The following is a 12,527-nucleotide window of genomic DNA, read 5'->3' on the forward strand; positions in this document are numbered from 1 at the left end:
ACCGCGCATCTCCCTCATCGCTCGACTGGACGCGCCCTTCGCGGCGCGCGGAGGCTGCCTTGACCGACCTGGCCGCGACGCCGCTCGACTTCGCCGCGATTCTCGCCGCGATCCCCCCCGCATCCGACGCCACGCCCCCGCCGCGGGCCCGCGACCTGGCCGAAAAGCTGGGCGTGCCCGAGGCGGCGCTCTCCGAAGCGCGGCGGGCCACCGGCGAGACCCGGCGCCTCGCGCGCGGCGATCACAAGGGCGCCTTCCGCGACCTGCTGATCGGCGTGGGCGGGGTGGGCGAGGTGATGGCGCTGACCCGCTCGGACCACTGCGTGCACGAGAAGCACGGGGAATATCTCTCGCCCGAGATCGAGGGGCCCGTCGGCCTGTTCCTGGGCGAGATCGACCTGCGCCTGTTCCTGTTCAACTGGAAATACGCCTATGCGGTGAACGAGGTCACCCGCTCGGGACCCCGCCGCTCGCTCCAGTTCTTCGACGCCGCCGGCGAGGCGATGCACAAGATCTACGAGACCAAGGCGACGGATGCCGACGCCTTCTCGGCCCTGATCGAGGCTCATGCCGAGGATGAGGCCCCCGCGGCCGAGTTCGCCCCGATCCCGCCCGCCAAGGCCCCGCGCGCGGACTCCGAGATCGACGTGGCGGCGCTCCGCGCCGACTGGGCCGGGATGACCGACACCCACCAGTTCTTCGGCATGCTGCGCACCCATGACGTGGCGCGCGAACAGGCGATGCGGCTGGTCGGCTCCGAGTGGGCCCGCCCGGTCCCCGTCGAGTCCTGCCGCCGGGCGTTCGAGCGGGCCTCGGCCTCCGAGCAGCCGATCATGGTCTTCGCCTTCAACCGCGGCTGCGTGCAGATCCACACCGGTCCGGTGACCACGATCAAGGTGATGGGGCCGTGGCTGAACGTGCTCGACCCCCGCTTCAACCTGCACCTGCGCGAGGACCGGATCGCCTCGGCCTGGATCGTGCGCAAGCCCGGCGACACCGGCGACGTGACCTCGCTGGAGCTGTTCGACAAGGACGGCTTCTGCTTCGTGCAGCTGTTCGGCGAGCGCAAACCCGGCATCCCCGAGCGGGACGACTGGCGCGCCCTGCTGGCCGAGCTGGAAGGCGAGCCGGCATGAGCGCCGCGCTCTCGCCCCGCACTCTCTCCCGGCGCGCCCTGCTGGCGCTCTCGGCCGGGGGGGCGCTGGTCGTCGCCTCGGGCGGGGGGCTGCGCGCGCAGGGCGGCGAGCGGCTGGTGATCGCGGGCGGCGACCTGACCGAGATCGCCTTCGCGCTGGGCGCGGGGGACCGGGTCGCGGCGGTGGACACCACCTCGATGTTCCCTCCCGCCGTCGGTCCGCTGCCCAAGGTCGGCTACCTGCGCCAGCTCGCCCCCGAGGGGATCCTGGCGCTGGCGCCCGACGTGGTGATCGGCTCGGCCGACGCGGGCCCCCCCGCGACGCTCGAGCGGCTGGCCGCCGCCGGCGTGAGGGTCGAGATCGCGCCCGAGGGCAAGGACGTCTCGGTGATCCCCGCCAAGATCGCCTTCATGGGACGGGCGCTGGGCCGCGAGGCGCAGGCCGAGGCCCTGGCCGCGCGCTTCACGGCGCAGATGGAGGCGCTCGAGGCGGCGCTGGCGCCGATCGAGGCGCGCCCCTCGGTGCTGTTCCTGCTGGCCGCGGGGCGCGGGGCGCCGATGGTCTCGGGGACCGGGACCGCGGCGCATGAGGTGATCGGGCTCGCCCGCGGGCGCAACGCGGTGACGGACTATGAGGGCTACAAGCCCCTTTCGGCCGAAGCCGCCATCGCCGCGGCGCCGGAGGTCCTGCTGGTGCCCGATCATGCGGTGGGGATGATGGGCGGCCCCGAGGCGATCCTCGCCCGTCCCGAGATCGCCGCCACCCCCGCCGGGCAGGCGGGGCGACTGCTGGTGATGGACGGGCTGAAGCTGCTGGGCCTGGGACCGCGCACGCCCCAGGCCGTCGCCGAGCTCGCCCGCGCCCTGCATCCTGACCTGGCCGAGACGATCCCCTCGCCCTCGGGGACCCCCGGTTGAGCCTCGCCGGCGCCCAGACCCTGCGTCCGGGCTCGCCCGCGCCGGCACCCGGCCTGCGCGCCGCCGGCGCGCCGGCGGCGGGCGCGGCCGAGGCGGAGCCGGTCGCCGCGCCGGCAGACCCGCGTCCGCGGTCCTCTGGCGCCGGCGAACACGCCGTGCGCGCGGCCTGGAGCGCCTCGCGCCCGGCGCTGGCCCTGTCCGCGCTGGCGGTCGCCGCCGTCGCAGCTCTGCTGGCCGAGCTGATCTACGGCCCCGTGCACATCCCGCTTTCGGACATCGTGGCGACCCTGCGCGGCGAGGCCGACCGCGCGACCGAGGCGATCCTCCTGCAGATCCGCGCCCCTCGCGCGGCGCTGGGCGTCGCGGTGGGCGCGGGGCTGGCGCTGGCCGGGACCGCGCTGCAGGGCGTGCTGCGCAACCCGCTGGCCGATCCGCAGCTGATCGGGGTGTCGGCCGGCGCCTCGGTGGGGGCGGTGGCGGTGATCGTCTTCGGCGCGGGGCTGGCCGCGGCGCTGCCCGCCGCGCTCTCGGTCTGGCTGCTGCCGGCGGCGGCCTTCCTGGGCGCGGCGGCCGTGACCGCCTTCGTCTTCGCCTTCTCGCGCCGCGCCGGCGAGACCTCGGTCGCAACCCTGATCCTGGCCGGGGTCGCGGCCAACGCCATCGCCATGGCGGGGGTGGGCGCGATGATCTTCGCCGCAGACGACCAGCAGCTGCGCGAGCTGACCTTCTGGACCATGGGCGGCCTTGGCGCCGCGGGCCCGGCCGCGGTGTCCATCGCCGGCGGCGCGGCGCTGGTGGCGGGCATCGGTCTCGCCCGCATGGGCCGGGCGCTGGACCTGCTGCAACTGGGCGAGCGCGCCGCCTTTCACGCGGGCCTCGATGTCGAGCGCGCCAAGCTCGCCGCCGCCGGCTGGTCGGCGCTGGCCGTGGGCGCGGTGACCGCCTTCGCCGGGCCGATCGGCTTCATCGGCCTGTGCGCGCCGCATCTCGCGCGCCTGCTGGTCGGCCCCAACCACCGCCTGGTGCTGCCTGCCGCGGCCCTGGCGGGAGTGGCCCTGACGCTCGCCGCCGATCTCGTGGCGCGCACCGCCGTGCCGCCCGCCGAGCCCCCCATCGGCATCGCCACCGCCCTGATCGGCGGGCCGTTCTTCCTGTGGCTGCTGATGTCGCGCCTGCGGAGGTCCCATGCTTGAGGCCGTCTCCCTCACCGTCCGCCGCGGCGGGCGCGAGACCCTCTCCGGCGTGTCCCTCGCCCTCGCCCCCGGCGAGGTGCTGGCCGTCTGCGGCCCCAACGGCGCGGGCAAGTCCACGCTTCTGGCGGCCCTCGCCGGCGACCTGCGCCCCGCCTCGGGCGAGGTCCGCCTCGACGGCGCCCCCGCCGCCGGCCTCTCCGCCCGGGCGCTTGCCGTGCGCCGGGCGGTGCTCGAGCAGGCGCCGGCTCTCGCCGCCCCCTTCACCGCGCGCGAGCTGGCGGCGCTGGGCCTCGTCTCCCGCCGCCCCCCCCCGATCGAGGCCGCGCGGATGGTCGCCGAGGCGCTGGCGGCGACGGGCCTCTCCCGCCTCGCCGACCGCCCCGCCACGGCGCTCTCGGGCGGGGAGCAGGCCCGCGCACATTTCGCCCGCGCCCTGGTGCAGATCGCCTGCGGCCGGGCCGAAGACCCCGCGCGCGGCGGCCGCTACCTGCTGCTGGACGAGCCGACGGCGAGCCTCGATCTCGCCCGCCAGGCCGGCGCCATGCAGGCCGCGCGGCGGGTGCGGGACGGGGGCGCGGGGGTGCTGGCGGTGCTCCACGACCTCAACCTCGCGGCCGCCTTCGCCGACCGGGTGGCGCTGCTGGCCTGTGGGCGACTGGTGGCGCTGGGCCCCCCGGCCGAGGTGCTGACGCCGGACCTGCTCGGCGAGGTCTATGGCCTGCCCATCGCCGTGGGCGTGGGCCCGCGCGGCGGCCCCGCCATTGCTCCCGACTTCTCCGCCATCGCCCAGGCCTGAGCCCCCGGCCTCCCGCCTCGGGCGCCCTTGCCACAGATCTCGAGGCTCCCGCCTCGACGGGGACGCAGGGCGGGGCGGTCGCGGCCGCGCAGCGGACGCGCCGGGGCGCCCGCGTCCCTGGACATCGGGCTCAGGCCAGCTCCGCCAGCGCCGCGTCCACCTCCGCCCGGGTCGGGGCCGAGGCCGCCGCCCCCGGTCGGGTGACCGAGATCCCCGCCGCCGCGTTGGCAAAGCGCACCGCCTCGCGGGGCGCGCGGCCCTCGGACAGCGCGGTGGCGTAGGCGCCGGCAAAGACGTCGCCCGCCCCGACCGTGTCCACCACCGGCCCGCGTCCCAGCGCCGGCAGACGGTGCTCGCCCGTCGCGTCGCACAGCAGCGCCCCGCGCCCGCCCAGTGTCAGCGCCACCGTTCCCACGCCCATCGCCCGCAACGCCTGCGCGGCCCGGCGGGCGTCCGCCTCGCTCTCGACCGACAGGCCGGTCAGCGCCTCGGCCTCCGGCTCGTTCGGCGTCAGGTGATCGCACAGCGCCAGAAGATCCGCGGGCAGCGGCGCGGCCGGGGCCGGGTTGAGGATCGTCGCCGTCCCCGCCGCCCGCGCGATCTCCAGCGCCCGGCGCGCGGCAGGCAGCGGCTGTTCGAGCTGGGTGAGGAACACCGCCGCCGTCTCGATCGCGCCGGCGCAGGCCTCCACGTCCGCGGGGCACAGCTCGCCCGCGGCGCCGGGATGCACGGCGATGGCGTTGCGGCCGGTCGCCGTCTCGACCAGGATCAGCGCCGAGCCGGTGGGCTGGGTCTGCGACACGATCACGAAGGGCTCGACCCCTGCCGCCTCCCAGGTCTCGCGCGCCAGCGCCGCGCCCGCGTCGCGCCCCAGCCGCGTGATCAGCCGCGCCCGCGCCCCCAGCCGTCCCGCCGCCACCGCCTGGTTCGAGCCCTTGCCCCCGGGCCCCTCGTAGACCCGGTCGGCGAGCAGCGTCTCGCCCATCCTGGGCTGGCGCGGGGCGAGGCAGGTGACGTCGCGGGCGAAGATGCCCAGAACGCAGACGGCGCCGGCGCGGGAAGAGGTCATCGGGCAGGCTCCTGAAATTGCGGCGGGGTCGACCCATGCGTCGGCCCATCGGTCGACCCCGCGTCGGGCGAGGCGGTCCACCCCTCGCCCTCGCGCGCCAGCAGGGGCGTGCGCAGGACGCCGTGGATGCGGGCGGGGGCGCCGGGGAACTCGGCCGCCAGCGGCGCGCGCCAGCGCTCGGTCTGCAGCATGGCGCAGCCGATGGCGACGGGCTCGACGCCGACGCCCTGCAGCAGCCGCAGCCCCGCGGCGATCGAGGACCCCGACGAGATCACGTCGTCGACCAGCGCCACCCGCCGCCCCGCCAGCAACGGCAGCAGCCGCGGGTCGACATAGAGGCGCTTGGACCCGCCGGGGCTGGTGATCGAGGACAGCGGCGTCGACAGCGCCTCATCGTACCAGAATTTCCGGGAGGTCCCGAAGGGCGCGTAGCGGGCATGCCCCAATCGCTCGGCGACGGCGCGGGCCAGCGGCAGGCCCAGGGTGGGGAGGCCCGCGACGATCTCGGGGGCGGAGGGGCGCAGGAGGTCCGCCAGCGCGTCGGCCAGCGCCGCCTCGACCGGGAAGCTCGCCTGGTTGAGGATCAGCGAGGCGATTGCGTTCGTCGTCCCTGCCAGCGGCCGGATCGGCAGGATCAGCACCCGCCCGTCGGGCAGGCGCGCGGGGAAACGGTCGGTCCAGGGGGGCGGGGCGGCGGCCTGCGGGGGCGCGATCTCCTGCCAGAAGTCGTGAGGCTGCATCGGGGGCCCTTGTGTGATCGGCCCGCAGGTTTAGCATCGCGGGCATGGACCAGCCACTCCCCCCCGCCCCCGCTCCCGCCCCCGAAGACCTCGTCGCGCTGCGCCGGGACCTGCACGCCCACCCCGAGCTCGGCTTCGAGGAGCATCGCACCGCCGCCATCGTGGCCGCGCGGCTGCGCGCCCTGGGGCTGGAGGTGGTCGAGGGCATTGCGGGGACCGGCGTGGTGGGCACGCTGCGCGGCCCCGGGGGCAATCGCGCGGTGGGCCTGCGCGCCGACATGGACGCGCTCGCGATGCCCGAGGCGGTGGGCGCCGAGGCCCGGCCCTGGACCTCGACCGTGCCCGGCAAGATGCACGCCTGCGGCCACGACGGGCACACGGTGATGCTGCTGGGCGCGGCCGAGCGGCTGGCCGCCGATCCGCCCTCCGGCACGGTGCATTTCATCTTCCAGCCCGCAGAGGAGGGCCGCGGCGGCGCCAGGAAGATGGTCGAGGAGGGCCTGTTCGAGCGGTTCCCCTGCGACATGGTCTTCGGCCTGCACAACATGCCCGGCCTCGCGCCCGACGAGATGGCGGTGGTCGAGGGGCCGCAGCTGGCCTCCTCCGATTCGTGGACGCTTGCGTTGCGGGGCGTGGGCACGCACGGAGCCAAGCCGCATCTCGGGCGCGATCCGGTGACGGCGCTGGGGGCTTTCCTCTCGGGCCTGCAGAGCATCGTGGGGCGGGTGGTGGACCCGCTGCAGCCGGCGGTGGTCTCGGCCTGCTCGGTGCAGGCCGGCGACCCGCGGGCGCTGAACGTGATCCCCGACGAGGTGCAGGTCGGCGGCACGGCGCGGGCCTACACGCCCGAGGTGCGCGACCAGCTCGAGGCAGAGATCGGGCGGCTCGCCCACGGGGTCGCCGCGGCCTACGGGATCGCGGCGGACTACGCCTTCATCCGGCGCATCCCGCCGGTGGTGAACGACGCGGGCGCGACCGAGGTGGCGGCGGCGGCGGCCCAGGTCGTGGGGACGGGGGGCGTGCGGCGGACGTTCCCGCCCTCGACCGCGGGCGACGACTTCGCCTTCTTCGGGCAGGCGGCGCCGGGGTGCTATGTGTGGCTCGGCAACGGGCCGGCGCGGGACGGGGCGCTGCACCACAACACCGGCTACGACTTCTGCGACGAGGCGATCCCCACGGGCGTCGCCTGGTGGACGGAGGTGGCGCGCCGGGCGCTGGCCTGAGCCGGGCCGGCAGGCCTCCCGCCCACCCACCCCGGCCCGCCGGCCCGGCTCAGGCCAGCGCCCGGCGGCGGACGCGTGCGGGCCGGCGGAGCGAGGGCTCGCGCCGTTGGGGTCCCTGCGGCCGGGCGAGGCGGCGGCGCATTGAAATGCGCCCTACGCGGGCAAGCCGTCTTCCAGGATCGGGGAGGTCAGCAGGCGCCCCGCGTGGCTGTCGGCGATCCCGAGGTCGGTCTGGTGGGGGCCGGCGTTGCAGGCGAGCGTGGCGCCGACCAGCGCCTTGAAGACCAGGTAGGGGGGCTGCCAGTCGACCACGGCGTCCATCGCCTCGCGGACGGCGCGGAAGGCCGCGGCGACATCCTCGAGCGGCGCGTCGGAGACGAGGCCGCCGACGGGCAGCGGCAGCAGCGCCGTGACCCGGCCGCCCTGCGCCACGGCCATGCCGCCGCCCTGCGCCGCGACCGCGTTGGCGGCGGCGGCGAGGTCCTCGGGCGCGTGGCCAAAGACCGTCAGGTTGTGGCTGTCGTGGCTGACGGTGGTGGCGAAGGCGCCGCGCCACGCGCCCCAGCCGGACAGGAAGCCGATGCGCGGGATCGCCGGCGCGCGGCCGTGGCGGTGGATGACGGCGATGCGGGTCAGGTCCGGCGGCAGGGCGAGACGGCCGTCGCGCACGCCGACCTGCCGCTCGCCCCATTGGGTGAAGCGGGGACGGTCGATCGTGGCGATGCGGGCCGTGGGGCCGGTTGCGGGCGTCTCGAAATCCGCGGGCGCGAAGCGGGGCGGGGCCGGGGCGCCGAAGTCGGGGCGGGCGGAGGCCGCGACCGGCAGGGCCGGGGGGCGGCCGTCGCGCAGGACGTGGGCGGGGGCGAAGCTCTCGAGGTCCCGGAACAGCGCCAGATCGGCGCGGCGGCCCGGCGCGACCAGGCCCAGGTCGGGCCGGCCCAGCCGCTGGGCGGCGTTGAAGGTGGCGGCCTGCAGGGCGCGCAGGGGCGGCAGGCCCTCGGCGACCAGCAGGCGGAGCAGGGCGTCGAGGCCCCCCGACTGCGCCAGATCGTCGGGGAACACATCGTCGGTGCACAGCGTCAGCGTCGGCGGGCAGGCGGGCAGGGCCGCCAGCGCCCGGGCGATCTCGGGCAGAAGATGGGGGTGGGAGCCGCGAAGCTCCACCCAAAGCCCGGCGCGCAGCTTCTCCAGCAGGTCCTCGGCCGAGGTCAGCTCGTGATCCGAGGTCACGCCGGCGGCGGCATAGGCCTGCAGGGCCGCCCCGGTCAGCCCGCGCGCGTGGCCGCAGACCGGCTTGCCCGAGGCCAGCCCCGCCTGGACGATCCCCCGCATCCGCGGCGCGCGGGAGGTGACGGCGCCCATGTCCATCACCTCGGCGAGACCGTGGATGCCGGGGCGGGCGAGCAGGGCCTCGATCTCGGCGGGACCGAAGTCGGCGCCGGCGGTCTCGTAGCCCGGGGCGGAGGGCACGCAGGAGGGCGCCAGCGTCAGGATCCGCAGGGGGGAGCGGGCGGCCTCGGCCAGCGCCCAGTCGACGCCGGCAAGGCCCGCGACATTGCCGAACTCGTGCGGGTCCCAGACGACGGTGGTGGTGCCGCGGGGCAGCACGGCGCCGGCATAGACCGCGGGCGTGACCATCGAGCTTTCGATGTGCATGTGCGCGTCGATCAGGCCGGGGGCGACGATCAGGCCCGTGGCGTCAAGCGTCCGGGCCGCGTCGGCGCGGGCGCCGGGCGCGTGGACCGAGGCGATCAGCGGACCGACGATGCCGACGTCGGCGGCGCGGATCTCCTGCATCGCCACGTCGGCGACCCGGCCGCCGCGGATCAGGAGGTCGAAGGGCGCGTCGCCGCGGGCGGCGGCGACGGCGTGGTCGCGCAGGGCCGCGTCGTTCAGGTCGGCGGGGTCGAGGTCATGAGGCCCGGTCATGCGGCCTCCGCGAGGGCGGCCAGGCACAGGGCCTTCACGGCGGGAGCGTCGAGATCCTCGGCGATCTCGGCGTTGTGGGTGTCGGGGTGGCGGGTCTCGACGACCGTGCGGCCGCGGGTGTGCAGGCCGGAGAGTTCGGCCTCGAGGCGGACGGAGCGGAAGCGGAACAGGTCGGGCCGCAGCAGGGCGGCGGCGGCGACGGGGTCGTAGAGGGCCATGGTCTGCCGCCCCCGCTCCAGCGCGATGTCGAGGTAGCCGCCCAGCAGGTCGGCCAGAAGGGCCGCATTGGGGCCGGGGGCGGCGCGCAGGGCGGTCACGTCGGCCTCATCGATCTGCACCCGGCGGCAGGCGTCGAGGTCGATCATCCGGATCGCCACGCCGCGGGCCAGCAGGATCGCCAGCGCCTCGGGGTCGGCGATGGCGTTGTATTCGGCCGAGGCCGTGTGGTTGCCCGAGGTCACGCCCCCGCCCATCCACACGATCCGCTCTATCCGCGCCAGCAGGTCCGGGCGGGCCAGCGCCAGCACCGCGAGGTTGGTCAGGGGGCCGAGCGCGAGGATCGTGGCGGCCTCGCGCGCCTCGAGCCAGGCCGCAAGCGCAGGCAGGGCGTCGGGGAGGGGCGGCGCCTCGACCTCGGGCAGGGTCAGGTTGCGGGAGCGGATGCCGGTCGCGCCCAGAATGCGGGCGGCGTGTTCCTGCCCGCCGAGGATGGCGCGGTCGGCGCCGGCGGACATGGGCAAGCGCCAGCCGAAGAGCGCCGCGGCGCCGGCGGCGTTGCGCCGGGCGCGGGGCAGGGGGGCGACGCCGAAACCGAGCGAGAGCCCGTCGATCTCGACGCGCCCGCGCAGCAGCAGGATCGCGAAGACGTCGTCCACGCTCATGTCCGTGTCGATCCACACGCCCATCACAGCGGCCCCGGCAGGCGGGCCGCGGCCGCGCGCGGCAGGTCGAAGGCGACCGCGGCGCCGGGGGCGAGCGGGGCCTCGGAGGCCGGCGCCTCGGCCTTCACCACGCCGAGCGGCGTGTCGAGCACGTATTCGCGCGAGGCGCCGGCGAAGGAGACGCCGCGCACCGTGCCCGAATGCGGGCCCTCGCCGAGCGCGACCGCGGCGGGGCGCCAGGCCAGCGCGCCTCCGGTCTCGGGGTCCGGCAGGATCGTCTCGAAGCCCACGAAATCGGCGACGAAGGCCGAGGCGGGGGCGGTCCAGATCTCCTCCGGCGCGCCCACCTGCTCGATGGCGCCGTCGCGCATCACCACGATGCGGTCGGCGAGCGCCAGGGCCTCGGACTGATCGTGGGTGACGAAGATCATCGTCACCCCGGTCTCGCGCTGCACGCGCTGGAGTTCCAGGCGCATCTCGAGGCGCAGGCGGGCGTCGAGGTTCGACAACGGCTCGTCCAGCAGCAGCACCTTGGGGTTCATCACCAGGCTTCGCGCCAGGGCCACCCGCTGCTGCTGCCCGCCCGAAAGGTCGGCCGGCGCGCGGGAGGCGAAGTCCGCGAGCCCCACCGTCGCCAGACCCGCCAGCACTTTTGCCGAGAGGTCGGGCTCGCGCTTCAGGCGCAGGCCGAAGGCCACGTTCTCGAACACGCTCAGGTGGGGGAACAGCGCGTAGCTCTGGAACACCAGCCCCACTTCGCGGCGCGAGGGCGCGACCCGGGTGATGTCGCGGCCGTCGAGGCGGATGGACCCCGATTTCGGGCTCAGCAGCCCGGCCACCGCGCGCATGGTGGTGGTCTTGCCGCAGCCCGAGGGGCCGAGCAGGGCGATCAGCTCGCCCTGACGAATATCGAGGTTCAGCCGATCGACCGCGACCGTGCCGCCGTAGGCCAGGGTCAGGTCCTCGAGCGTCAGGAACTCAGACATACTTGGAAAACCCCAGGAATTTCTCCGCCGCGAAGACGATGGCGACGGACATGAAGGCCAGCAGGGCCGAGAGGGCGGCGACCGAGGGATCGTAGTTGATCTCCATGTAGGCGATCATGTCGACGGGCAGGGTGCGCACGCCGGGCCCCGACAGGAACAGCGACACCGGCACCTGGTTGAACGAGGTCACGAAGCCCAGGATGAAGGCCGCCAGCACGCCCCCGCGGATGTTGGGCAGCACCACCTTGGCAAACGCCCCGAAGCGGGAGCAGCCGAGCAGGACGGCCGCCTCCTCGATGTCGGTGCGCAGGTTCTCGAGGCTCGCCGACACCACGCGCACGGCGTAGGGCAGGATCAGCGCGGTATGGGCCAGGAACAGGGCGGTGGCGATGCCGATGCCCGTGGGGATCACCAGATAGCGCAGCAGCCCCAGGCCCACGATGATGCCCGGCACGATGATCGGAGCCGAGACGATCAGCCGGACCGTCTCGGCCCCCGGCACCTTGTAGCGGCTCATCCCGTAGGCTGCCGGGATCCCGAGCGCGAGGGCCGCCAGCGTGCCGAACACCGCGAGAAACATCGACATCGCGAAGGAGGCCTGGAAGCTCTCGATCGTGAAGACCTTGATGTACCATTGCAGGGAGAGCCCCTGCGGCGGGAAGGCGAGGCTCTGCCCCGCCGACAGCCCCGCCAGCACGATGATCACGAAGGGCCCGATCAGGAAGGTCAGGACCACGGCCAGCACGGCCCAGGCGGCGGCGCGGGGGCTCATGACGCGGCCCTCGAGCGGCGGGCCGTGGCCATGCGTTTCAGCAGCAGGTTGGCCGAGAAGCTCATCACGATCAGGATCATGGCGATGACCGAGGCCGACACGAAGTCATTGGCCACCGTCACCCGCTGGTAGAGCAGGGTTTCGAGCATCAGCACCTTCGAGCCGCCCAGGATGGCGGGCGTGATGTAGGCGGTCAGCGAGCCGGTGAAGACCAGCGTGCCGCCGATCACCAGCCCCTCGCGCGTCAGCGGCAGGATCACCTTGAGGAACACCTGCACCCAGTTGGCGCCCAGCACGCGGGCGGCGGGGATCGCGTCGCGGGGCATGTTCTCCATCGCCGAAACGAGCGCGATGACCATCAGCGGCAGGAACAGCTGCAACAGGCCGATGAACACCGCGGTCTCGGTGAACAGGATCCGCAGCGGGCTGTCGACGATGCCGAGGCTGACCAGCGCCTCGTTCACGAAGCCGGTGCGCCCCAGGATCACCAGCCAGGCGTAGGTTCGCGCCACCGGCGAGATCATCAGCGGCAGGATCACCAGTCCGAACACCCGCCCGCGGGCGGTCTTGGGCAGGGTGACGATCGAATAGGCCGCGGCATAGCCGATCACGGCGGCGACGAGGGTGACCTCGGCCGCCAGCTTCAGCGAGCGCACGAAGACGGTCTGGTTGAGGGGGGAGGAGAAGAACTCCCAGTAGCCCATCAGGGTCCAGCCGCCCTCGGGGTCGCGGAACGCCTCCGACAGGAGGATGCCGACCGGCAGCAGGAACAGCGCCGCGGCGAACACCGCGGCGGGCAGGGTCAGGGCCAGGCCTTCGGCACGGCTGGAGAACATCGGAGGCCTTTCGAGCGTCGAGAGAGAGGATGGCGCATTGAAATGCGCC

General features: G+C 75.1%; 12 protein-coding genes. 5 read left to right on the forward strand and 7 right to left on the reverse strand.

From position 1 onward, the window contains the following. Window positions 1–59 precede the first annotated feature (59 nt). The 4 genes from AAC134_RS10780 to AAC134_RS10795 are packed head-to-tail and all read left to right on the forward strand — an operon-like array spanning window position 60 to window position 4,042. Window positions 60–1,136: a ChuX/HutX family heme-like substrate-binding protein gene (locus tag AAC134_RS10780; RefSeq protein ID WP_339949092.1), complete on the forward strand. Its 1,077-nt coding sequence runs from the start codon at window positions 60–62 to the stop codon at window positions 1,134–1,136. Next, on the forward strand, window positions 1,133–2,053 hold the full coding sequence (locus AAC134_RS10785) for an ABC transporter substrate-binding protein (protein ID WP_339949093.1): 921 nt from the start codon (window positions 1,133–1,135) through the stop codon (window positions 2,051–2,053). The genes AAC134_RS10780 and AAC134_RS10785 overlap by 4 nt, the downstream gene beginning before the upstream one ends. After that, on the forward strand, window positions 2,050–3,246 hold the full coding sequence (locus AAC134_RS10790) for an iron ABC transporter permease (protein WP_339949094.1): 1,197 nt from the start codon (window positions 2,050–2,052) through the stop codon (window positions 3,244–3,246). The genes AAC134_RS10785 and AAC134_RS10790 overlap by 4 nt, the downstream gene beginning before the upstream one ends. Continuing rightward, window positions 3,239–4,042, forward strand: coding sequence for a heme ABC transporter ATP-binding protein (locus tag AAC134_RS10795; protein ID WP_339949095.1), 804 nt, complete (start codon window positions 3,239–3,241; stop codon window positions 4,040–4,042). The genes AAC134_RS10790 and AAC134_RS10795 overlap by 8 nt, the downstream gene beginning before the upstream one ends. Before the next feature lie 130 nt (window positions 4,043–4,172). Here AAC134_RS10795 and AAC134_RS10800 read toward each other — a convergent pair whose 3' ends face one another. Both AAC134_RS10800 and AAC134_RS10805 read right to left on the reverse strand, forming a co-directional pair. Then, window positions 4,173–5,111, reverse strand: a complete 939-nt coding sequence (locus AAC134_RS10800) for a ribokinase (RefSeq protein ID WP_339949096.1) — start codon at window positions 5,109–5,111, stop codon at window positions 4,173–4,175. After that, window positions 5,108–5,851: a phosphoribosyltransferase gene (locus AAC134_RS10805; protein WP_339949097.1), complete on the reverse strand. Its 744-nt coding sequence runs from the start codon at window positions 5,849–5,851 to the stop codon at window positions 5,108–5,110. The genes AAC134_RS10800 and AAC134_RS10805 overlap by 4 nt, the downstream gene beginning before the upstream one ends. Window positions 5,852–5,895: 44 nt before the next feature. Between AAC134_RS10805 and AAC134_RS10810 the strand changes: the two genes are divergently transcribed. Further along, window positions 5,896–7,074, forward strand: a complete 1,179-nt coding sequence (locus AAC134_RS10810; protein ID WP_339949098.1) for a M20 aminoacylase family protein — start codon at window positions 5,896–5,898, stop codon at window positions 7,072–7,074. Window positions 7,075–7,227: 153 nt separating this feature from the next. On the opposite strand, the gene AAC134_RS10815 is transcribed toward AAC134_RS10810, so the two are convergent. Genes AAC134_RS10815 through AAC134_RS10835 form a run of 5 tightly spaced genes read right to left on the reverse strand, consistent with a single transcriptional unit; the run spans window position 7,228 to window position 12,478 of the window. Continuing rightward, complete coding sequence (locus tag AAC134_RS10815) at window positions 7,228–9,003, reverse strand: adenine deaminase C-terminal domain-containing protein (protein WP_339949099.1); 1,776 nt, start codon at window positions 9,001–9,003, stop codon at window positions 7,228–7,230. Then, the gene (locus tag AAC134_RS10820) at window positions 9,000–9,908 is read right to left on the reverse strand and encodes a nucleoside hydrolase (RefSeq protein ID WP_339949100.1); all 909 of its coding nucleotides are present in this window, start codon (window positions 9,906–9,908) and stop codon (window positions 9,000–9,002) included. Before AAC134_RS10820 ends, AAC134_RS10815 begins: the two co-directional genes overlap by 4 nt. Further along, window positions 9,908–10,870, reverse strand: coding sequence for an ABC transporter ATP-binding protein (locus AAC134_RS10825; RefSeq protein WP_339949101.1), 963 nt, complete (start codon window positions 10,868–10,870; stop codon window positions 9,908–9,910). The genes AAC134_RS10820 and AAC134_RS10825 overlap by 1 nt, the downstream gene beginning before the upstream one ends. Further along, window positions 10,863–11,642: an ABC transporter permease gene (locus AAC134_RS10830; RefSeq protein WP_339949102.1), complete on the reverse strand. Its 780-nt coding sequence runs from the start codon at window positions 11,640–11,642 to the stop codon at window positions 10,863–10,865. Before AAC134_RS10830 ends, AAC134_RS10825 begins: the two co-directional genes overlap by 8 nt. Next, complete coding sequence (locus tag AAC134_RS10835; protein ID WP_339949103.1) at window positions 11,639–12,478, reverse strand: ABC transporter permease; 840 nt, start codon at window positions 12,476–12,478, stop codon at window positions 11,639–11,641. The genes AAC134_RS10830 and AAC134_RS10835 overlap by 4 nt, the downstream gene beginning before the upstream one ends. Window positions 12,479–12,527: the final 49 nt, after the last annotated feature.

The sequence above is a fragment of the uncultured Albimonas sp. genome, from assembly GCF_963977235.1.
GTDB lineage: Bacteria > Pseudomonadota > Alphaproteobacteria > Rhodobacterales > Rhodobacteraceae > Albimonas.